The 20,405-nt window shown below is 70.5% G+C and carries 18 protein-coding genes and 2 riboswitches; of the genes, 10 read left to right on the forward strand and 8 right to left on the reverse strand.

The window, feature by feature from the left end:
- Nucleotide 1: 1 nt before the first annotated feature.
- Together ABT296_RS09965 and glgX are read right to left on the reverse strand one after the other, a co-directional pair.
- Nucleotides 2-1,417 carry a sulfatase family protein gene (locus tag ABT296_RS09965; protein WP_351925229.1) on the reverse strand — a complete coding sequence of 472 codons (1,416 nt, stop codon included), beginning with the start codon at nucleotides 1,415-1,417 and terminating at the stop codon, nucleotides 2-4.
- 141 nt (nucleotides 1,418-1,558) lie between these two features.
- Nucleotides 1,559-3,802, reverse strand: coding sequence for a glycogen debranching protein GlgX (gene glgX, locus ABT296_RS09970; RefSeq protein ID WP_351925231.1), 2,244 nt, complete (start codon nucleotides 3,800-3,802; stop codon nucleotides 1,559-1,561).
- Between the two features lie 149 nt (nucleotides 3,803-3,951).
- On the opposite strand from glgX, the gene ABT296_RS09975 reads away from it, so the two are divergent.
- The 4 genes from ABT296_RS09975 (at nucleotide 3,952) to ABT296_RS09990 (ending at nucleotide 8,248) form a co-directional block, all read left to right on the forward strand.
- A complete protein-coding gene (locus ABT296_RS09975; protein WP_351925233.1) occupies nucleotides 3,952-5,193 on the forward strand; it encodes a L,D-transpeptidase in 1,242 nt (413 codons plus the stop codon).
- 192 nt (nucleotides 5,194-5,385) lie between these two features.
- The gene (locus ABT296_RS09980; RefSeq protein WP_351925235.1) at nucleotides 5,386-6,642 is read left to right on the forward strand and encodes a L,D-transpeptidase; all 1,257 of its coding nucleotides are present in this window, start codon (nucleotides 5,386-5,388) and stop codon (nucleotides 6,640-6,642) included.
- A 49-nt stretch (nucleotides 6,643-6,691) separates the two neighbouring features.
- Nucleotides 6,692-7,459 carry an enoyl-CoA hydratase/isomerase family protein gene (locus ABT296_RS09985; RefSeq protein WP_351925237.1) on the forward strand — a complete coding sequence of 256 codons (768 nt, stop codon included), beginning with the start codon at nucleotides 6,692-6,694 and terminating at the stop codon, nucleotides 7,457-7,459.
- A 285-nt stretch (nucleotides 7,460-7,744) separates the two neighbouring features.
- On the forward strand, nucleotides 7,745-8,248 hold the full coding sequence (locus ABT296_RS09990; RefSeq protein ID WP_351925239.1) for an ATP-binding protein: 504 nt from the start codon (nucleotides 7,745-7,747) through the stop codon (nucleotides 8,246-8,248).
- A gap of 24 nt (nucleotides 8,249-8,272) precedes the next feature.
- Here the strand turns inward: ABT296_RS09990 and ABT296_RS09995 are convergent, their stop codons facing one another.
- Nucleotides 8,273-8,905, reverse strand: a complete 633-nt coding sequence (locus ABT296_RS09995) for an N-acetyltransferase (protein WP_351925241.1) — start codon at nucleotides 8,903-8,905, stop codon at nucleotides 8,273-8,275.
- A gap of 134 nt (nucleotides 8,906-9,039) precedes the next feature.
- On the opposite strand from ABT296_RS09995, the gene ABT296_RS10000 reads away from it, so the two are divergent.
- Nucleotides 9,040-9,252 carry an EF-hand domain-containing protein gene (locus tag ABT296_RS10000; RefSeq protein WP_351925243.1) on the forward strand — a complete coding sequence of 71 codons (213 nt, stop codon included), beginning with the start codon at nucleotides 9,040-9,042 and terminating at the stop codon, nucleotides 9,250-9,252.
- A 65-nt stretch (nucleotides 9,253-9,317) separates the two neighbouring features.
- Here ABT296_RS10000 and ABT296_RS10005 read toward each other — a convergent pair whose 3' ends face one another.
- The 5 genes from ABT296_RS10005 to gcvT all read right to left on the reverse strand — a co-directional run bounded on the left by ABT296_RS10005 (nucleotide 9,318) and on the right by gcvT (nucleotide 14,261).
- Nucleotides 9,318-9,875, reverse strand: coding sequence for a glycoside hydrolase family 25 protein (locus ABT296_RS10005; protein WP_351925245.1), 558 nt, complete (start codon nucleotides 9,873-9,875; stop codon nucleotides 9,318-9,320).
- Nucleotides 9,876-9,947: 72 nt separating this feature from the next.
- The gene (locus ABT296_RS10010; protein WP_351925247.1) at nucleotides 9,948-11,315 is read right to left on the reverse strand and encodes an L-serine ammonia-lyase; all 1,368 of its coding nucleotides are present in this window, start codon (nucleotides 11,313-11,315) and stop codon (nucleotides 9,948-9,950) included.
- A 59-nt stretch (nucleotides 11,316-11,374) separates the two neighbouring features.
- Nucleotides 11,375-12,637: a serine hydroxymethyltransferase gene (glyA, locus tag ABT296_RS10015; RefSeq protein WP_351925249.1), complete on the reverse strand. Its 1,263-nt coding sequence runs from the start codon at nucleotides 12,635-12,637 to the stop codon at nucleotides 11,375-11,377.
- 14 nt (nucleotides 12,638-12,651) lie between these two features.
- Complete coding sequence (gene gcvH, locus ABT296_RS10020; protein ID WP_351925251.1) at nucleotides 12,652-13,029, reverse strand: glycine cleavage system protein GcvH; 378 nt, start codon at nucleotides 13,027-13,029, stop codon at nucleotides 12,652-12,654.
- A gap of 98 nt (nucleotides 13,030-13,127) precedes the next feature.
- Nucleotides 13,128-14,261, reverse strand: a complete 1,134-nt coding sequence (gene gcvT / locus ABT296_RS10025; RefSeq protein WP_351925253.1) for a glycine cleavage system aminomethyltransferase GcvT — start codon at nucleotides 14,259-14,261, stop codon at nucleotides 13,128-13,130.
- A gap of 44 nt (nucleotides 14,262-14,305) precedes the next feature.
- Nucleotides 14,306-14,411: riboswitch (glycine riboswitch) on the reverse strand.
- Nucleotides 14,412-14,507: riboswitch (glycine riboswitch) on the reverse strand.
- Nucleotides 14,508-14,676: 169 nt separating this feature from the next.
- On the opposite strand from gcvT, the gene ABT296_RS10030 reads away from it, so the two are divergent.
- The 5 genes from ABT296_RS10030 to ABT296_RS10050 all read left to right on the forward strand — a co-directional run bounded on the left by ABT296_RS10030 (nucleotide 14,677) and on the right by ABT296_RS10050 (nucleotide 20,372).
- Nucleotides 14,677-15,351: an AAA family ATPase gene (locus ABT296_RS10030; protein ID WP_351925255.1), complete on the forward strand. Its 675-nt coding sequence runs from the start codon at nucleotides 14,677-14,679 to the stop codon at nucleotides 15,349-15,351.
- A 68-nt stretch (nucleotides 15,352-15,419) separates the two neighbouring features.
- The gene (locus ABT296_RS10035; protein WP_351925650.1) at nucleotides 15,420-16,211 is read left to right on the forward strand and encodes an enhanced serine sensitivity protein SseB; all 792 of its coding nucleotides are present in this window, start codon (nucleotides 15,420-15,422) and stop codon (nucleotides 16,209-16,211) included.
- Between the two features lie 157 nt (nucleotides 16,212-16,368).
- Nucleotides 16,369-17,157 carry an enhanced serine sensitivity protein SseB C-terminal domain-containing protein gene (locus ABT296_RS10040; protein ID WP_351925257.1) on the forward strand — a complete coding sequence of 263 codons (789 nt, stop codon included), beginning with the start codon at nucleotides 16,369-16,371 and terminating at the stop codon, nucleotides 17,155-17,157.
- 403 nt (nucleotides 17,158-17,560) lie between these two features.
- Nucleotides 17,561-18,556: an ABC transporter permease gene (locus ABT296_RS10045; RefSeq protein ID WP_351925259.1), complete on the forward strand. Its 996-nt coding sequence runs from the start codon at nucleotides 17,561-17,563 to the stop codon at nucleotides 18,554-18,556.
- 58 nt (nucleotides 18,557-18,614) lie between these two features.
- Entirely contained in the window at nucleotides 18,615-20,372 is a 1,758-nt protein-coding gene (locus ABT296_RS10050; protein WP_502977218.1) for an ABC transporter substrate-binding protein, read from the forward strand.
- Nucleotides 20,373-20,405 lie beyond the last annotated feature (33 nt).

The raw sequence follows: 20,405 nt of genomic DNA on the forward strand, positions 1-20,405 counted from the left end.
ATCAGCCCGCGGGGTACGGCAGCAGCCCCGCGGCGATCCCCTCCCACGCCCGCCTCAGCTCGCCCAGCAGCTCCGCCTCGTCGCCGGCCCGGTCGGCCTGTTCCCGCTGGTCGGCGCCGAGGTCGTACAGGTGGTCGGCGCCGGAGGCGTCCCGGTGGTACTTCCAGTCCCCGCGGCGCAGCGCCCGCTGGGACCGCACCCGCCAGAACAGGTCCCGCTCCGGCAGTTCCCGCCCGCGCAGCAGATAGCCGGCCAGGCTCGTGCCGTCCAGCGGGTACGCCGGGTCCGGCCGGGCGCCGCCGAACTCCAGCAGGGTCGCCGTCCAGTCCGGGGAGAAGTTCGGCTCGTGGCTGACCTGGCGGCCGTCGATCCGGGCCGGCCAGCGCAGGATCGTCGGCACCCGGATGCCGCCCTCCAGCAGCCCGGACTTGGCGCCGCTGAGCGGCCAGTTGTAGGAGAAGCGCTCGCCGCCGTTGTCGCTGGCGAACAGCACCACCGTGTTCTCCTCCTGCCCGGAGCGGCGCAGGGCGTCGAGGACCTCGCCGACGGCGGCGTCCAGGTCCTGGACCATCTCGACGTACTTGGCGACCGAGCCGCCGTCGTAGTGGAACAGCGCCTTGCTGACCTCGGCCTGTGAGGTGGCGGCCCGGATCTTCGCCGCGATCGCGGCGCCGGCCTCCTCGTCGCCCTTCGCCAGCCAGGGCCAGTGCGGGGTGGTGAAGTTGAGGTTCAGCAGCCAGGGGGAGCGGTGGTCGCGGCCGACGTACTCCACCGCGCGCTCGGTCAGGACGGTCGTGTAGTAGCGCAGGTCCCGGTACTCGGCGTCGCCCTCGTAGAGGTCGTGGGTGCCGAGCTGGCCGAGCTTGGAGAAGTACTCCAGCACGCCGCCGAAGTTGCCGAAGAACTCGTCCCAGCCCGACTTGGTGGGGCTGTGGTCCGGCAGCCAGCCGCAGTGCCACTTGCCGATCAGGGCGGTGGAGTAGCCCGCCTTCTTCAGCAGGGAGGCCAGCGTGGGGTGGGTGGGGTCCAGCCCCTGCGACCGGTTGGCGATCGGCTCGGCGAGCCCGCCCGGCGTACGGCCCGGATAGCGGCCGGTGTAGAGGCTGAACCGGGTCGGGGAGCAGGTCGCCGAGCCGGAGTAGGCGTCGGTGAAGCGCACGCCCTGCCGGGCCAGCCGGTCCAGGTGGGGGGTGCGGATGTGCGGGGCGCCGTACGACGACAGATCGGCCCAGCCCAGGTCGTCGCCGAGGACGACCAGGATGTTGGGGCGCCGGCCGGAGGCGGCCGGGCGGGCCTCGAAGGGGCGTTCGGCGGCGGTTGCTTCGGCTGCTTCGGCCGTGGCGGTCGTCGCGGCGACGGCGGACACGGCGCCGCCGCCGACGAGACCACCGAAGGCGCGGCGGGATATCTCGGGCATGCGCCTCAGTCGATCAGCAGGCCGGACACCGGGGCCAGGAATCCGGCGGGGAGTTCACGGGCTTGCAACGTTGCCGCGGTCAACCACTTCGGCCGGACCTCGGCCCGCGAACCTCACCCCGCCCCCTTCACCTCGCCCCCCTCACCCCACCACCCGCAGCAGCAGCACCGACCGCGCCGGCACCGTGATCGCCGTGCCCGCCCGGTGCACCACCCCCGGCGCCCCCAGCTGCTCCTCCCGCGAGGTGTCGACGACCACCTCGTACTCCTCCGCCCACGGCGGGGCCGGCAGCGTGAAGTTCTCCGGGCGGTGCCCGGCGTGCAGCACCGCGAGGAAGCTGTCGTCCACGATCGTCGCGCCCCGCTCGTCGCGCCCGGGGATGTCCCGCCCGGAGAGGTACATGCCCAGCGTCGCGGCGGGCGCGTACCAGTCCCCCTCCGTCATCTCGGTGCCCCGCGCGGTGAACCAGGCCAGGTCCCGCAGCCCGTCCGCCGAGTGCGCGCGCCCCGAGAAGAACGCCCGGCGGCGCAGCACCGGATGCCGGTGGCGCAGCGCGATCAGCCGCGAGGTCAGCTCGAACAGGGCCTTCCACTCCGGGTCGTCCAGCAGCCCCCAGTCCAGCCAGCCGATCTCGTTGTCCTGGCAGTAGGCGTTGTTGTTGCCGTGCTGGGTCCGCCCCATCTCGTCGCCCGCGACCAGCATCGGCACCCCCGTCGACAGCAGCAGGGTGGTGAGCATGTTCCGCAGCTGCCGCCGCCGCAGCGCCCGTACCCGCTCGTCGTCCGTCTCGCCCTCGGCGCCGCAGTTCCACGCCCGGTTGTCGTCCGTGCCGTCCCGGTTGCCCTCGCCGTTCGCCTCGTTGTGCTTGCGCTCGTAGGACACCAGGTCGCGCAGGGTGAAACCGTCGTGCGCCGTCACGAAGTTCACCGAGGCGTACGGCCTGCGCCCGCCCCACGCGTACAGGTCGCTCGACCCCGACAGCCGGTAGCCGAGGTCCCGCACGTCCGGCAGCGCGCCCCGCCAGAAGTCCCGCACGGCGTTGCGGTAGCGGTCGTTCCACTCGGTCCACAGCGGCGGGAACGCGCCGACCTGGTAGCCGCCGGACCCCACGTCCCACGGCTCGGCGATCAGCTTCACCCGGCTCAGCAGCGGGTCCTGGGCGATCACGGCGAGGAACGGCGAGAGCATGTCGACGTCGTGCATGGACCGGGCCAGCGCCGCGGCGAGGTCGAAACGGAACCCGTCGACCCCCATCTCCGTCACCCAGTAGCGCAGCGAGTCGGTGATCAGCCGCAGCACATGGGGCTGCACCACATGGAGCGTGTTGCCGCAGCCCGTGTAGTCCGCGTACCGGCGCGCGTCCGACTGGAGCCGGTAGTAGCCGCGGTTGTCGATGCCCTTCATCGACAGCGTCGGGCCCAGCTCGCCCGCCTCCGCGGTGTGGTTGTAGACCACGTCGAGGATGACCTCGATCCCCGCCTCGTGCAGCGCGCGCACCATCCGCTTGAACTCGCCGACCTGCCGCCCCCCGGTCCCGGAGGCCGCGTACCCGGCGTGCGGGGCGAAGTAGCCGATGGAGTTGTAGCCCCAGTAGTTCCGCAGGCCCCGGCGCAGCAGATGGTCCTCGTGCGCGAACTGATGGACCGGCAGCAGCTCCACCGCCGTCACCCCCAGCCCGACCAGGTGCTCGATCGCCGCCGGGTGGGCGAGCCCCGCGTAGGTCCCGCGCAGCTCCTCGGGGATGCCCGGGTGCAGCTTGGTGAACCCCCGTACGTGCAGCTCGTAGATGACCGAGTCCGCCCACGGCGTCTTCGGCCGCCGGTCGTCCGTCCAGTCGTCGTCGTCATGGACCACGACACCCTTGGGCACGTACGGCGCCGAGTCCCGGTCGTCCCGGACGGTGTCCGCGACCTGCTGCTGCGGCCAGTCCCGGACATGGCCGTACACCTCGGGCGGCAGGACGAAGTCGCCGTCCACCGCGCGGGCGTAGGGGTCCAGCAGCAGCTTCGCCGGGTTCCAGCGGGCGCCGGTCCACGGGTCCCAGCGGCCGTGCACCCGGTAGCCGTACCGCTGGCCCGGCATCACCCCCGGTACGAAGCCGTGCCAGATCTCGTGCGTCAGCTCGGTCAGCCGGGCCCGGGTCTCCTTGCCCGACCCGTCGAACAGGCACAGCTCCACCGCCTCCGCCCCGCCCGCCCACAGCGCGAAGTTGGTACCGGCCGCCCCGTCGGGGCCGACCCGGAAGCGGGCGCCCAGCGGGGTCGGCGCACCGGGCCACACGGCCATGCCCGGTGTCCGGCGCGGAGTTCCGTTCCGTACCGCTCCCGGACGCTCGGTGGCCCGGTCCGGGGCCACCGCCTCCCGCTCGGCTGCGCTGCTCGACACCTTCGGCCTCCCACGGCTCGCGGACCGACGTGGACGGGCATACCGGATCCCGGCAGCGGCTCCCCGTCGTGTCGTCCTCCCCACTGTTCTGCCCAGCGCTTGGCTCGCACTCACGTTTCCCCGGAGCGTGCCCGCTCGTTGGGCTCCCCGTGAGGCATGCACAAGGGCGCGCGCGGCGCGCGAGGGCCACGCTGGCCGCCGTACTGCTAGGGGTGGGACTGCTGGCGGGAGCCGCCGGCTGCACCGCGGACGGCACCGGCGCAACCGGACTGGGCGGACTGGGCAGACCGGCCGCCGAGGACGTCATCCGCATCTCCCCGGACGACGGCAGCCGCGGGGTGGGACCCGAGGAGAGACTGCGGATCGGGGTGCCCGGCGGGAGGCTGGAGTCCGTGAAGGTGGTCAGGTCCCAGGACGCGCAGGACACGCCCGTCCCCGGGCAGATCTCCGCCGACGGACTGCGCTGGGAACCCGACGACCGGCGGCTGGCGCTGGCCGCCCGGTACACCGTCGACGTGGTCGCCCTCGACGGACACGGCCGCCGCTCCGCGCGCCACACCACCTTCACCACCCACGTCCCCGAGGAGCGGTTCATCGGCTACGTCTCCCCGGAGAACCGCTCCACGGTCGGCACCGGGATGATCGTCTCCCTGGAGTTCAACCGGGAGATCGCCGACCGCGCCGCCGTGGAGCGCGCCGTCCAGGTCACCGCCCGCCCGCCGGTGGAGATCCGCCCGCACTGGTTCGGCGACGGCCGCCTGGACTTCCGCCCCGAGACGTACTGGAAACCCGGCACCCAGGTCACGGTCTCCCTCAAGTTCCGCGACGTCGAGGGCGCGCCCGGCGTCTACGGACTCCAGCACAAGACGTTCTCCTTCACCGTCGGCCGCCACCAGGTCTCCACCGTCGACGCGGCGGCGCACACCATGGACGTCCGGCGCGACGGCGAACTGCTCGCCACCGTGCCGATCACGGCCGGCGCCCCGAAGACCACCACCTACAACGGGAAGATGGTGGTCACCGAGATGCTGGAGGTGACCCGGATGAACGGCGCGACCGTCGGCTTCAAGGACGCCGACGGCAAGGGCGAGTACGACATCCCCGACGTCCCGCACGCCATGCGGCTCACCGACTCCGGCACCTTCCTGCACGGCAACTACTGGGCCGAGGGCGTCTTCGGCAACGCCAACGTCAGCCACGGCTGCGTCGGTCTGCGGGACGTCAAGGGCGGTGGCTCGGACACTCCGGCGGGCTGGTTCTTCGACCGCACCCTGGTCGGGGACGTCGTCGAGGTGGTGCGCAGCAAGGACAAGCGGGTCGCCCCGGACAACGGCCTCGGCGGCTGGAACATGGGCTGGAAGGCGTGGAAGGCCGGGAGCGCGCTGAAGTAGCCCGGACGGGCGGACCGCTCGGCGCGCTCCCTTGCCGCGGTCCGCCCGTAAACCCCTCGGTGAACTCGGTACGGAACGGTGACAAACGCAGGGCGCCGTGCCGGATGACCTTGTGGTTAATATGCGCCGAGTGCGCGCATCTGACGCGCGGGGGCGGGGCCCGGCCAGGCCCGGCGAGGGGAGAAGAAGGACTTGAACGTGCGACCGATATCGGGGGCGTCGGTTGACGCACGCGCGGGGGTGCGCGGGCGGCGCAGGCTGATGGCGGTACTGGCCGGCGGAGTACTGCTGGCCACCGCTGCGTGCGGTGGCGGCTCGGACTCGGGCTCCGGCTCCGAGGACCCCAAGGGCGGGGCCGCAAAGGGCTCCGCCAAGCCCGGGAGCACGCGGTCCGAGGCCGTGGTCTCCATAGCCCCGAAGGACGGCGCGAAGTCCGTCAGCACCAGTGGCGCCCTGAAGATCGGCGCCGAGAAGGGCAAGCTGTCCGAGGTCGTCGTCAAGGACGGCAAGGGCCGCGAGATACCCGGGAAGATCACCGACGGGGGCGCGTCCTGGACGCCGTCCACCCATCTGTCCGCCTCCACCGAGTACACGGTGCGCGCGGTCGCCAAGGACTCCGAGGGGCGCGCGGCCACCGAGGACTCCAGCTTCACCACCCTGACGCCGCAGAACTTCTTCACCGGGCACTTCACCCCCGAGGACGGTTCGAAGGTCGGCGTCGGAATGCCCTTCTCGCTCCGCTTCGACCGCGGCATCACCAACCCGGACGACGTCGAGAAGGCCGTCACGATCAAGACCGAGCCCGCCGTCGACGTCGAGGGCCACTGGTTCGGCAACGACCGCCTGGACTTCCGCCCCGAGGAGTACTGGAAGGAGGGCACCGAGGTCACCGTCGAGCTCAACCTCGACGGCGTCGAGGGCCGCGACGGCGTCTACGGCGAGCAGAAGAAGACCGTCTCCTTCACCATCGGCCGCGACCAGGTCTCCGTCGTCGACGTGAAGACCAAGAAGATGAAGATCATGCAGGACGGCAAGGTCGTCAAGACCCTCCCGGTCACCACCGGCAAGCCCGGGTACGACACCTGGAACGGCCAGATGGTCATCACCGAGAAGTTCGTCCAGACCCGGATGAACGGCGACACGGTCGGCTACGACGGCGAGTACGACATCGACGACGTCCCGCACGCCATGCGCCTGACCCAGTCCGGCACCTTCATCCACGGCAACTACTGGGGCGGCGACGCCTTCGGCAACTACAACGCCAGCCACGGCTGCGTGGGCCTGCGCGACGTCAAGGGCGCCTGGGACGGCTCCACCCCGGCCGCCTGGTTCTTCAAGAACTCCATGATCGGCGACGTGGTGGTCGTGAAGAACTCCGCCGACAAGCAGGTCGCCCCGGACAACGGCCTGAACGGCTGGAACATGTCCTGGGCGGAGTGGACCAAGTAGCGGGGGCCGCCCTTCTGCGAGGGCGTTAGCCGGCGTTAACCTGCGGGGCATGACCGTGAATCTCGAAGTCGCCGAGGGCGTGGGCACGCTCCGCCTGGACCGCCCCCCGATGAACGCGCTGGACATCGCCACCCAGGACCGCCTCAAGGAACTCGCCGAGGAGGCCACCCGCCGCGACGACGTGCGCGCCGTGGTGATCTACGGCGGCGAGAAGGTGTTCGCGGCCGGCGCGGACATCAAGGAGATGCAGGCCATGGACCACGCGGCCATGGTCGTGCGCTCCCGCGCCCTGCAGGACTCCTTCACCGCCGTGGCCCGGATTCCCAAGCCCGTGGTCGCGGCGGTGACCGGCTACGCCCTCGGCGGCGGCTGCGAGCTGGCGCTGTGCGCGGACTTCCGGATCGCCGCGGAGAACGCCAAGCTGGGCCAGCCGGAGATCCTGCTCGGTCTGATCCCGGGCGCAGGCGGCACCCAGCGGCTGTCCCGGCTGGTCGGGCCGTCCCGGGCCAAGGACCTGATCTTCACCGGCCGGATGGTCAGGGCGGACGAGGCGCTGACGCTGGGCCTGGTGGACCGGGTGGTCCCGGCCGACGAGGTGTACACCGCCGCGCACGCCTGGGCCGCGAAGCTCGCGCAGGGTCCGGCCCTCGCGCTGCGCGCCGCGAAGGAGTCGGTCGACGCCGGTCTGGAGACGGACATCGACACCGGCCTCGCCATCGAACGGAACTGGTTCGCCGGTCTGTTCGCCACGGCGGACCGCGAGACCGGGATGCGCAGCTTCGTCGAGGAGGGTCCGGGCAAGGCGAAGTTCCTCTGATTCGCCGCCCCGAATCGCCCCGAGCCTCTTGCAATTGACGCGATGTCTGATCCGGGTCCCTCGATGGGACGGTTTATGGCAGCCTTAACGCAGCCTTAAGCCTGTCTTGTCGAGGAGGCCCGTCGCTTGCCCTCAATAGAGCCTCCATCGCAGGTAGGACGGGCTGCGCCGAGCTCCGAACTGCCTGCGGCATATGCCGATCGACGCTCGCGGAATGATGGATTCCGGGGGGCGTATTCCACCGGAACGGCCCCGGAGCGCGCGGTGGACGGCCATGATGGGGGCATGGCGGGGCTGGAAGGCATCGAACAGCCGCGGGGACACAGCCGTGCGGCCGCGGCGCGCTGGTCGCCGGCGGTCGAGGACGAACACGCGCTGAGAGCACTGGAGTTGTTCGGCAATCCCACGGAGAACGAGGTCCCGCTCCCGTCCCGCCCCGAGTCCGCCGCCACGGCCCGACGACTGGCCCAGGTGGTGATCCTGCGCCAGTGGGGACTGAGCCCGAAACTGACCGAGGACGCGGTCTTACTCGTCTCCGAACTCGTCGGCAACGCCGTGCGCCACACCGGCGCCAGGGTCTTCGGTCTGCGGATGCGCCGCCGCCGGGGCTGGATCCGCGTCGAGGTCCGCGACCCGTCCAGGGGCCTGCCGTGTCTGATGCCGGTCCAGGAGACGGACGTCAGCGGCCGGGGCCTGTTCCTGGTGGACAAACTGGCCGACCGCTGGGGCGTCGACCTGCTGCCCCGGGGCAAGACCACCTGGTTCGAGATGAGGGTCGCGGACCGCTGAGCGCCGTGACACCCCGCCGACCGCTCAGCGTCTGAGCAGCAACTCCGAGCCCACCGCCCGGTATCCGGCCGCCTCGAACGCCCGCAGACTGCGCGCGTTGCCCGGAGAGACCTGCGCCCATACCGGCTCGCCCCCCGACAACCGCCGCGCCGCGCGCAGCAGTTCCCGGCCCAGCCCCCGCTGCCGTACCTCCTCGGGCACCTCGACCGCGACCTCCAGCCGCCCGGCGACCCCGCGTCCCAGCACCAGCACGGCGCCGTCCACGGTCCACACCCGCACCTCGTCGCGCCGGGCCCGCGAACTCACCACCCGCGGATGCGCCGGGTCGTGGATCTCCCGCAGGTCCGGCCCCGGACCACCGGGGAGCGGGGCGCCGGTCAGCATCACGTCGACGGTGTCGCAGCGTCGGCCCGTGCGGTCCATCAGCGCCGTCAGGAAGCGGGGGTTCATGGGGGCGGCGAGGGCGTCGCACCCGGTCGCGGCCAGAGCGGCGCGCACCCACTCGGGATCCTCGTCGAGGGCGATCACGGAGTGCGCGGTGAACGCGAAGACCCCGGCGTCCCGGGCGGCGGGCTGTCCCACAACCGTGGTGCCGCCGTCGGGGCGCGGGAAGGCGCCCCGCCCGGCCGCGTCCAGAATGTCCCGCAAGGTCTCCACCGCGTCACTCCTCGGGATTTCGTCATTTCGTCCACCCGGCACCGGCGAGGGTGGTCGCCGCACCGGCTGCTCGGACGGCCGGTTAATCTGACCTGCGACAGTACGACCAGTGGTGTGAGAAAAGGGGCGGATCGGTGGCCGACATCGACGAGGCACGCAAGCAGTTCGAGCGGATCGACACGGACGGCGACGGGTACATCACCGCCGCCGAGTTCAAGACGGCGCTCGCCCAGGGCGGCGACTGGAACGTCACCGAGACGGTCGCCGAGGCCATCATCAAGTCCCGTGACCTCAACGGCGACAAGGTGCTGTCCTTCGACGAGTTCTGGGCCCACCTGGGCAAGTGACGCCCGCGCGAGAGGGGCGCCCGTCCACCGCGGACGGGCGCCCCTCTCGCTGTTGCCGGGGCCGGTCAGTCCTTGCGCGCCCAGGCGCGCAGGGCGGCCCTGCTCCCGAAGTCGGCGACGTTGCGGTCCAGCGGGTCGTCGGTGTACTGGTGGAAGCGCCACTTCGCCCGGATACGGGGCTCGCCCGCCGGGACGTAGTCGGCGATCCACAGGCCGTCGCCGGCGTAGGACGTGGTGTCGACGTTGAGCCAGTAGTCGCGGTTGCAGTAGAGGACGACCCGGTGGTTCGGCCGCAGCTCCTTCACCTTGCGGATGAAGCGGTCCTTCTCGGCGTTGCTCGCGTGGGTGCCCTCGCTCGTCGACTCCCAGTCGACCGCGAGGATGTCGCCCGCCTTCTCGGGCGCGTGCCGGACGAAATACTCCGCCTGGGCGGTGAGATTGCCCGGCCACAGGAAGTGGTAGAAGCCGACGACCAGGTGGGCCTCGCGGGCCCGTGCGGTCTGTGCGGAGAGCTTGGGGTTGACGTACGAACGGCCCTCCGTCGCCTTGACGAAGACGAAGGAGAGACCGTCGGTCTCGTACGCCGAGGGCTGGTAGGCGCTCACGTCAATGCCGCGCAGCATCGTGGGGGACTCCCTGATCCGTGTGTGGGGGGACGGGAGTTGTTCATTACCCGGTGCCGCGCGGCCGATACGTCAGCACTCGATGATGTTGACCGCCAGCCCGCCCCGCGCGGTCTCCTTGTACTTGACGCTCATGTCGGCGCCGGTCTCCTTCATCGTCTTGATGACCTTGTCCAGGGAGACCATGTGCGAGCCGTCGCCGCGCATCGACATCTTCGCCGCGGTGACCGCCTTCACCGCGGCCATGCCGTTGCGCTCGATGCACGGGATCTGGACGAGGCCGCCGACCGGGTCGCAGGTCAGGCCGAGGTTGTGCTCCATGCCGATCTCGGCCGCGTTCTCCACCTGTTCCGGCGAGCCGCCGAGCACCTCCGCCAGTGCGCCCGCCGCCATCGAGCACGCCGAGCCCACCTCGCCCTGGCAGCCGACCTCGGCGCCGGAGATGGAGGCGTTCTCCTTGAAGAGCATGCCGATCGCGCCCGCGGCGAGGAGGAAGCGGACCACACCGTCCTCGTCGGCGCCCGGCACGAAGTCGATGTAGTAGTGCAGCACCGCCGGGATGATGCCCGCCGCGCCGTTCGTCGGCGCGGTCACCACGCGGCCGCCCGCCGCGTTCTCCTCGTTGACCGCCATCGCGTAGAGCGTGATCCACTCCATGGCGTGCGCGAGCGGATCGCCCTCGGCCCGCAGCTGGCGCGCCGACATCGCGGCCCTGCGCCGCACCCGCAGCCCGCCCGGCAGGATGCCCTCGCGGGACATGCCGCGCGAGACGCAGGCCCGCATGACCTGCCAGATCTCCAGCAGACCGGCCCGGATCTCCTCCTCGGTCCGCCAGGCCCGCTCGTTCTCCAGCATCAGGGACGAGATCGAAAGACCCGTCTCCTTCGTCAGCCGAAGCAGCTCGTCACCGGTGCGGAAGGGGTACTTCAGCACCGTGTCGTCGAGCTTGATGCGGTCCGCGCCGACCGCGTCCTCGTCCACGACGAACCCGCCGCCGACGGAGTAGTACGTCTTCGACAGGAGCTCGGCCCCCGAGGCGTCGAACGCCCATATCGTCATGCCGTTGGCGTGGTACGGCAGCGTCTCGCGCCGGTGCAGGACCAGATCGTCGTCGAAGGAGAACGGGATCTCGTGCTCGCCCAGCAGCACGAGCCTGCCGGACGACCTGATCGACTCGACCCGCTCGTCCGCCGTCTCCACGTCCACCGTGCGCGGTGAGGAGCCCTCCAGGCCCAGCAGCACCGCCTTCGGTGTGCCGTGGCCGTGTCCGGTCGCGCCCAGCGAGCCGTACAGCTCGGAGCGGACCGAGGCGACGGAGGGCAGCAGACCCTCGTTGCGCAGTCGGCGGGCGAACATACGGGCCGCACGCATCGGGCCGACCGTGTGGGAGCTCGACGGGCCGATGCCGATCGAGAACAGGTCGAAGACCGAGATGGCCACGGGAACTCCTCAAAAAAGGGTGGGGGCACACATCCTTGGGCGCCCCCACCAGGGAACTACTACTTGCCCAGACCGGGGTACAGCGGGTGCTTGTCGGCCAGGGCCTTGACCCGGGCCTTCAGGGACGCCACGTCGTACGACGGCTTCAGCGCCTCGGCGATCACGTCCGCGACCTCGGCGAAGTCCTCGGCCTGGAAGCCTCGGGTGGCCAGGGCGGGCGTGCCGATCCGCAGACCGGACGTCACCATCGGCGGACGCGGGTCGTTCGGGACGGCGTTGCGGTTGACCGTGATACCGACCTCGTGGAGGCGGTCCTCGGCCTGCTGGCCGTCCAGCTCCGACTCGCGCAGGTCGACGAGGAGCAGGTGGACGTCCGTGCCGCCGGACAGGACGTTCACCCCGGCCTCGCGGGCGTCGTCCGCCGTCAGCCGCTCGGCGAGGATGCGCGCACCGTCCACGGTACGCCGCTGGCGCTCCTTGAACTCCTCCGAGGCGGCGACCTTGAAGGAGACCGCCTTGGCCGCGATCACGTGCTCCAGGGGACCGCCCTGGAAGCCCGGGAAGACCGAGGAGTTCAGCTTCTTCGCGAACTCCTGCTTGGCGAGGATGATGCCGCCGCGCGGGCCGCCGAGGGTCTTGTGGGTGGTGGAGGTGACCACGTCGGCGTAGGGCACCGGGTTCGGGTGCAGCCCCGCCGCGACCAGACCGGCGAAGTGGGCCATGTCGACCCACAGGTACGCCTCGACCTCGTCGGCGATCCGGCGGAACTCCGCGAAGTCCAGCTGCCGCGGGTACGCCGACCAGCCGGCGATGATCACCTTCGGGCGGTGCTCCTTGGCGAGGCGCTCGACCTCGGCCATGTCGACCAGACCGGCCTCGTCGACGTGGTAGGCGACCACGTCGAACTGCTTGCCGGAGAAGTTCAGGCGCATCCCGTGGGTCAGGTGACCGCCGTGCGCCAGGTCCAGGCCGAGGATCGTGTCGCCCGGCTTGGCCAGCGCGAAGAGCGCGGCCTGGTTGGCGGAGGCACCCGAGTGCGGCTGGACGTTGGCGTACTCGGCGCCGAACAGCTCCTTGACCCGGTCGATGGCGATCTGCTCGGCGACGTCGACGTGCTCGCAGCCGCCGTAGTAGCGGCGGCCGGGGTAGCCCTCGGCGTACTTGTTGGTGAGGACCGAGCCCTGCGCCTCCATGACCGCGACCGGGGCGAAGTTCTCGGAGGCGATCATCTCCAGCGTGGACTGCTGGCGGTGCAGCTCGGCGTCGACCGCGGCGGCGACGTCCGGGTCGAGCTCGTGCAGGGACGTGTTCAGGACGGACATGCGTCTACGACTCCTCAGCCGGCGGAAAAAGCGGTGTACTCGTCGGCGGAGAGCAGGTCGGCCGGCTCCTCCGCGACGCGGACCTTGAACAGCCAGCCGCCCTCGAAGGGCTCCGAGTTCACCAGCGACGGGTCGTTCACCACGTCCTCGTTGATCTCGGTGACCTCGCCCGAGACCGGGGAGTACAGGTCGCTGACCGACTTGGTGGACTCCAGTTCGCCGCAGGACTCGCCCGCGATCACCGTGGAGCCGGCCTCGGGGAGCTGGGCGTAGACGACGTCACCGAGCGCGTTGGCCGCGAACTCCGTGATGCCGATCGTCGAGACGCCGTCCTCGGCGACCGACAGCCACTCGTGCTCCTTGCTGTACCGCAGCTGCTGGGGGTTGCTCATGGCCTGAATTCTCCTGTACGCGGGGAGGTGCTGATGAAGGGGGGACCGCCGTGGGCGTGCGTGAGCAGCGGTGATGTGCTCAGCATCACCTACGGCTACTACTTCTTGCGCTTGTAGAACGGCAGCGCCACGACTTCGTACGGCTCGTGGCTGCCCCGGATGTCCACGCCGACCCCGGCGGTGCCCGGCGCGGCGTGCGCGGCGTCGACGTAGGCCATGGCGATCGGCCTGCCCAGGGTGGGGGAGGGGGCGCCGGAGGTGATCTCGCCGACGACCCGGCCGTCGGCGACGACCTGGTACCCGGCGCGCGGGACCCGGCGGCCCTCGGCGATCAGCCCGACCAGGACCCGCGGCGGGTTCTGCTCGGCCTTCGCGGCGGCCTCGGTGAGCGCCTCGCGCCCGACGAAGTCGCCCTCCTTCTCGAACTTGACCACCCGGCCGAGCCCGGCGTCGAACGGCGTCAGCGAGGTCGTCAGCTCGTGCCCGTACAGCGGCATGCCCGCCTCCAGGCGCAGCGTGTCCCGGCAGGACAGGCCGCAGGGGACCAGGCCGGCGCCCGCGCCCGCCTCGGTCAGCGCCTGCCACAGCTCGACGGCGTGCTCGGGCTTCACGAACAGCTCGAAGCCGTCCTCGCCGGTGTAGCCGGTGCGGGCGATCAGCGCCGGGACGCCCGCGACCTCGCCGGGGAGCCCGGCGTAGTACTTCAGGCCGTCGAGGTCGGCGTCGGTGAGCGACTTCAGGATGCCGGGGGACTCGGGGCCCTGGACGGCGAGCAGCGCGTAGGCGTCCCGGTCGTCGCGGACCTCGGCGTCGAAACCGGCGGCACGGTCCACCAGCGCGTCCAGGACGACCTGGGCGTTGGAGGCGTTGGCGACGACCATGTAGGTGGGGGAACCGGCCTCGGTCCCGGCCAGCCGGTAGACGATCAGGTCGTCCAGGATGCCGCCGTCGGCCTGGCAGATCATGGTGTAGCGGGCGCGGCCGGTGCCGATGGTGGCGATGTTGCCGACCAGCGCGAAGTTCAGCAGTTCGGCGGCCTGCGGGCCGGTCACGGTGATCTCACCCATGTGGGAGAGGTCGAACAGGCCGGCCCGCGTGCGCACGGCGTTGTGCTCGTCGCGCTCGGAGCCGTAGCGCAGCGGCATGTCCCAGCCGGCGAAGTCGGTCATCGTCGCGCCGAGCGAGCGGTGCAGGGCGTCGAGGGCGGTACGGCGGGGTTCGGTACTGCTCATCGGTCGGTCGTCTCCCAGGGCATGACAGGCGAGGGCGAGGTCTTTCCTCCCCATCTGTCATCGGAACCTGAGAGGTTCGCCATGACCGTCTGGACATGGCTTGCACCTTGGGTGGGGCCACCGCTTGAGGGGCCCGCTTTTCAGATGTGCCTCGCCCGCGCGGTAAGGGGGCCTGAGAGATTCAAGGGAGGGACTTGCTCCTTCGGCGTCCCAGCAGAAGGCTGGGAACTCTCCCGCGCGGATTCGAACGGCCGGTATGCAGTTGGCGCGGACATCATTGCATGGCCGAGGGGTATCGGGGCAGGCCGCATCTGTAACCGGCTTGTGGCGGTACGCACACGAAATCGCTGAAGATCGCCCATTACCTTCTCTTTACGTTCGATGGGAAGGGGGCTCCCGACCCCGGAGGAGGACGATGACGGTGAACAGGACCACGGCCTGTGCGACGACCTCGGGCATCGCACTGCCCGAGCAGACCGCGGCCCCGTCCGCCGAGGCCCGCGGCGCGGTCCCCGCCCGCGTCGTCCGCGACCTGCGGGAGCGGGCGGGCCGCAGCCCGCACGCCCTGCTCTTCGGCCCCAAGGACCTCGTGGTGATCACCGGCCTGCCCGGCAGCGGCAAGTCCACCCTGATGCGGCGCACCGTGAAGGGCCCGCGGATCGACTCCCAGGACACCCGCGACCGCTGGGACGCCCGGATGCCCGCCCGCCTGCCCTACGCCGTCTACCGCCCCCTCGTCCGCCTCGCCCACTACGCCGGCCTCTGGCGCGCCCTGCGCTCCGGCGAGGGCGTCGTCGTGCACGACTGCGGCACCCAGGCCTGGGTGCGCGGCTGGCTCGCCCGCGAGGCCCGGCGCCGCGGCGGCACCCTGCACCTGCTGCTCCTCGACGTCACCCCCGACCAGGCGCTCCAGGGCCAGCGCGAGCGCGGACGCGGCGTCTCGCGGTACGCCTTCCTGCGGCACCGCTCGGCGGCGGGGCGGATGCTGCGCGCGGTGGAGGAGGGCGAACTGCCCCCGGGGTGCGGGTCGGCGGTGCTGGTCGACCGGGAGGCGGCGAGCGCGCTGCGGCGGATCGCGTTCACGGGCTGATCCGGGGGCGCCCGGCAGGCGCTAGCCTTTTGAGCCACAACAGCGGTTCACGGCAGGCGGTCGAAGAGATGGACTTCCCGGCGGATCTCCCCGCGGACTTCCCGGCACAGGCGCACCCCCATCCGCACGGCGGATGGCCCGGCAACGAGCTGGAGGAGGTGCTCTCCGCCTCCCTCGGCGTGCCCTCGGCGGGCGGCCGGATCATCGAGGTCCTCGGGCGCAGCTACCTCTGGGTCCCGCTGCCCTCGGGGGGCGGGCCGGACAGCGGCCCGCTGGACCTGCCCACACTGGAGATCCAGGGCCAGGCGTTCGTGCCGGTCTTCAGCTCCGAGCAGCAGTTCCGCCAGGTCGTCGGCTCCCACATGTCGTTCACGATCGCCCCGGCGGTGGAGTTCGCGCGGGGCCTGCCCCCGCAGGTGGGCATCGCCCTCAATCCGGACGGCGTGGTCGGCATCCCCCTGCCGCCCCCGGCGGTGGCGGAGCTGTGCCGGGTGGGCCGTACGCCCCTGGACGGTCCCGCGAGCGGCGGGCGGGTCAAGCTCTACGAACCGGACTGGCAGGACGATCCCGTCGACTTCCTCGCCGCGGCCTCGGCGGAGTTCTCGGCGACCGGTGTGGTCACCACCGCCCGCCGCTGCCTCGCCGCCGTCGAGACGGCGGATCCGGTGATGTTCGTGGGCGTGGAACTCTCCGACTGGGAGGGCGACCTGCGCACGGCCCCCATGGACGCCCTCGGTCGAGCCCTGGGCAGGGTCCCCACGAACTGGCAGGTCAACCTCATCCTGCTGGACATGGCGGCCCAGGACCCGGTGTCGATCTGGATGCGCGAGAACGTCCGCCCCTTCTACACACGGGGCTAGCGGAGCCGCCCTGGAAGGGGCGCGGGGCCGCGTCGATGTGCGGCTGTGCCGCGCGGGCGCGAAGCCGCGGACGCGGCACCGGAGCAACTCCCACCCCCGTAGGCGGGCTTAAGCTAGGCCAACGGCTCGGTCGGAGAAAAATGAAGGGGCGGTACAGGTGAGCGCCAGCGGCATCGCGGCCGGGCAGGTCGAGCACATGCTGCGCCAGGTCACGCCCGGGCGGTACGACGCCTACGAGGCGCTCCTGCGCGCGCTCGCGACCCCTCACTCCGGTCAGATCTGGATGCTGCTCTGGCACGGCCAGTCCGGCTCCCCCGACGCCCAGTACGGGAACATGGAGGTCGACGGCCACGGCTACGCCCCCTGTGTCACCTCCGCGCAGGAGCTGTCGGCCAGTGGCTGGAACCGCAGTTACGAGGTCGTCGACGGACTCGACGTCGCCCGCACCCTCTACCCCGACCACTTCGGCCTCTGGCTGAACCCGCACGCCCAAGGCGGCGGCGTCGGCATCCCGTGGCTGGATCTGCGCCGGATCGCCACCGGCCTCGACCGCCAGCCCGCCGGCCCGCTCCGCCTCTCGGAGCCCGGCATCGAGATCCCGCACTTCTACGCCCTGCTCGCGCAGAACGCCCACCGCACCCCCGCCGTGCGCGCCCTGCGCCGCGCCTGGGTGCAGCCGGCGCTCGGGGCGCCGTATCTCGCCATCGGCCTGGAGGTGTACGACACCAGCCCGCAGGCCGTGGACTCGGTACGCGCGATGATGCAGCAGTCCATCGGCGCCGTCCCGGACGGGCTGCCGGTGTCGACCGTGGCCATGTCCGACGAGTTCGACCCGGTCGCCCTGTGGATGCGGGCGAGCGCCCGGCCGTTCTACGACCGTGAGGCACACGCGGCCCAGGCGCCCGCCGCTGGCTACGGCTACCCACCCGTGCACGGCGGTTACTGACGGTGTGAAACCAGCCGTCGGCGGTGAAGCGAACACCTTGAGGTCTCCACGCACCCCGCACATTTCTGCGCGCGTAGATGACGGTGAAAATCGGCAAATGTCCGAAATCTCATAACTCCCCCACGTCCGCCCATCGTTGTCTGCCGTTCGGATAACGGAATCCCACTTTAAGCATCACGGTTGCGCATACTTTCGCCGTCAGATCTGGCGGGTGATCGCAATGACGCTGAAGACTCCCGATTCGTACATAGGATTAGTGATCCTGTGATCGACGCGAGTCGAACTGCAGCCGGGCCAGCGGGGCGCATCATCTGCGACCGCCGCCCGGCCCACTGAATGAAACAAAGCCGCTGACAGCGGCAGGCGTAGGCCGGTCACCACCGGCGAGAGGGGTCGGGTCACTGTGACCGCACCGATCGAGACCACCGGGACAGCCGAGGCGCAGCCGGAGGCTGTGCTCGTCGGCGCCGACAAGGCGAAGATCGAGGGCCGTTCCCTTGGACAGATCGCCTGGACCCGGTTCAAGAAGGACAAGGCCGCCGTGGTCGGCGGCGTCATCGTGGTCCTCCTGGTGCTCCTCGCGGTGCTGTCCCGACCCATCCAGGCGATGTTCGGTCTGGACCCCAACGCCTTCAACCAGGACCTGATCGACCCCAACACCTCCCTGCCGACGGGTGACTTCGGCGGGATGAGCATGGACCACCCGCTGGGCGTCGAGCCCAAGTTCGGGCGCGACATCGCCACCCGCATCCTGGAAGGCTCCTGGGTCTCCCTGGTCGTGGCGTTCGGGGCGACCATCCTGTCGAACACCATCGGCACCGTCCTCGGTGTGATCGCCGGCTACTACGGCGGACGCGTGGACGCGATCATCAGCCGGCTGATGGACACCTTCCTCGCCTTCCCGCTGCTGCTGTTCGCCATCTCCATCTCGGCGACGCTGCAGGGCGGTGCGTTCGGCCTGGAGGGCCTGCCGCTCCACATCACCGTGCTGATCTTCATCATCGGCTTCTTCAACTGGCCGTACCTGGGCCGCATCGTCCGCGGCCAGACCATGGCACTCAGGGAGCGCGAGTTCGTCGACGCCTCCCGCGGCATGGGCGCCAAGGGGCCGTACATCCTCTTCCGGGAACTGCTGCCGAACCTGGTCGGCCCGATCATCGTCTACTCGACGCTGCTCATCCCGACGAACATTCTCTTCGAGGCCAGCCTGAGCTTCCTCGGCGTCGGCATCCAGCCCCCGCAGGCGTCGTGGGGCGGCATGCTCAACGAGGCGGTCGACTTCTACGAGGTCGACCCGCAGTTCATGATCGTGCCCGGCCTCGCCATCTTCGTCACCGTCCTGGCCTTCAACCTGCTCGGCGACGGACTCCGTGACGCTCTCGACCCGCGCAGCCGCTGACGTGCGGCCGCGTCAAGAGCCCATCAAGTTTCCAACTATGGAGGGGAAGCAGACCATCATGCGAAGGTCAGCGCTGGCCGCCATCGCGGCCATCGGCACCGTGAGCCTGGTTCTTTCAGGCTGCAGCAAGGCCGATGACAACAAGGACAACGGCGACGGCAGCAACAAGTCGGCCGGCGCCGACGCGGCTACCAAGGGTGTCGTCAACGCCTCCACCGCGAAGGGGGGCACCGTCACGTACGAGTACTCGGACGTGCCGGACTCCTTCGACCCGGGCAACACCTACTACGGCTACATGTTCAACCTCAGCCGTCTGTACGCCCGTCCGCTGATGACGTTCAAGCCCGCCGCCGGCGACGCCGGCAACGAGCTCGTCCCCGACCTGGCCGCCAGCCCCGGCGAGCCCAGCGACGGCGGCAAGACCTGGACGTACAAGCTGCGCGAGGGCCTCAAGTACGAGGACGGCTCGCCGATCACGTCCAAGGACGTCAAGTACGCGGTGGAGCGCTCGAACTTCGCGCGTGACGTGCTCTCCCTCGGCCCCAGCTACTTCCAGCAGTTCCTCGAGGGCGGCGAGAAGTACAAGGGCCCCTACAAGGACAAGAGCGACAAGGGCATCTCGTCCATCGAGACGCCGGACGACACCACCATCGTCTTCAAGCTCAACCAGGCCTTCCAGGAGTTCGACTACCTGGTCGCCAGCCCGCAGACGGCTCCGGTCCCGAAGGCCAAGGACACCGGCGTCGACTACGTCAAGAACATCGTCTCCTCCGGCTCCTACAAGTTCGAGAGCTACGAAGAGGGCAAGCAGGTCACCCTCGTCCGTAACGAGAACTGGGACGCCGCGTCCGACCCGCTGCGCAAGCAGTACCCGGACAAGATCGTCGTCAAGCTGAAGGTCAACTCCGAGACCATCGACCAGGACGTCATGGCCGGCACGGCCATCGACCTCGGTGGCGGTGGCGTCCAGGCCGCGACGCAGGCGAAGGTCGTCAACTCCGCCGACCTGAAGGCCAACACGGACAACACCTACGGTGGCCGTCTGGTCTACATGGCGATCAACACCGAGCTCGCCCCGTTCGACAAGGTCGAGTGCCGCAAGGCCGTGCAGTACGCGGTCGACAAGGTCTCGGTCCAGACCGCCCTCGGCGGCCCGATCCGCGGTGACATCGCCACGACCGTCCTGCCGCCGGACATCCCGGGCTACGAGAAGTCCGACGCCTACGCCACCAAGGACAGCAAGGGCGACGCCGCCAAGGCCAAGGAAGAGCTGAAGGCCTGCGGCGAGGACACCATCAAGACCAACATCTCCGCGCGCAGCGACCGCCCGCAGGAGATCGCCGCCGCCACCGCGATCATCAACTCGCTGAAGTCGGCCGGCATCGAGGCCACGCTGAAGCAGTACCCGTCGGGCAAGTACTTCACCGACAGCGCGGGCGTGCCGAAGTTCAACAAGAAGGAGAACATCGGCCTGCACATGATGCAGTGGGGTGCCGACTGGCCGTCCGGCTACGGCTTCCTGCAGCAGATCCTGCACGGTGACGCGATCGGTGAGTCCGGCAACACCAACCTGTCGCAGCTGAACAACGCGGACGTCAACTCCATGCTGGAGGAGGCGATCGGTACCGAGGACGCCGCCAAGCGCAACGCCCTCTACGCCGAGATCGACAAGAAGACCATGGAGGAGGCGGCCCTCGTTCCGCTGACCTACTTCAAGGTCCTGCTGTACCGCCCGGCCGGCTTCACCAACCTGGTCTCCACGGCGGCCTTCAGCGGTCAGTACGACTACCTCAACATCGGCACGACCAAGAAGTAGCCCCGGAAGGCAGGTGAAGGCATTGGTGCCCGT

The organism is Streptomyces sp. NPDC000983, assembly GCF_040299205.1.
GTDB lineage: Bacteria > Actinomycetota > Actinomycetes > Streptomycetales > Streptomycetaceae > Streptomyces.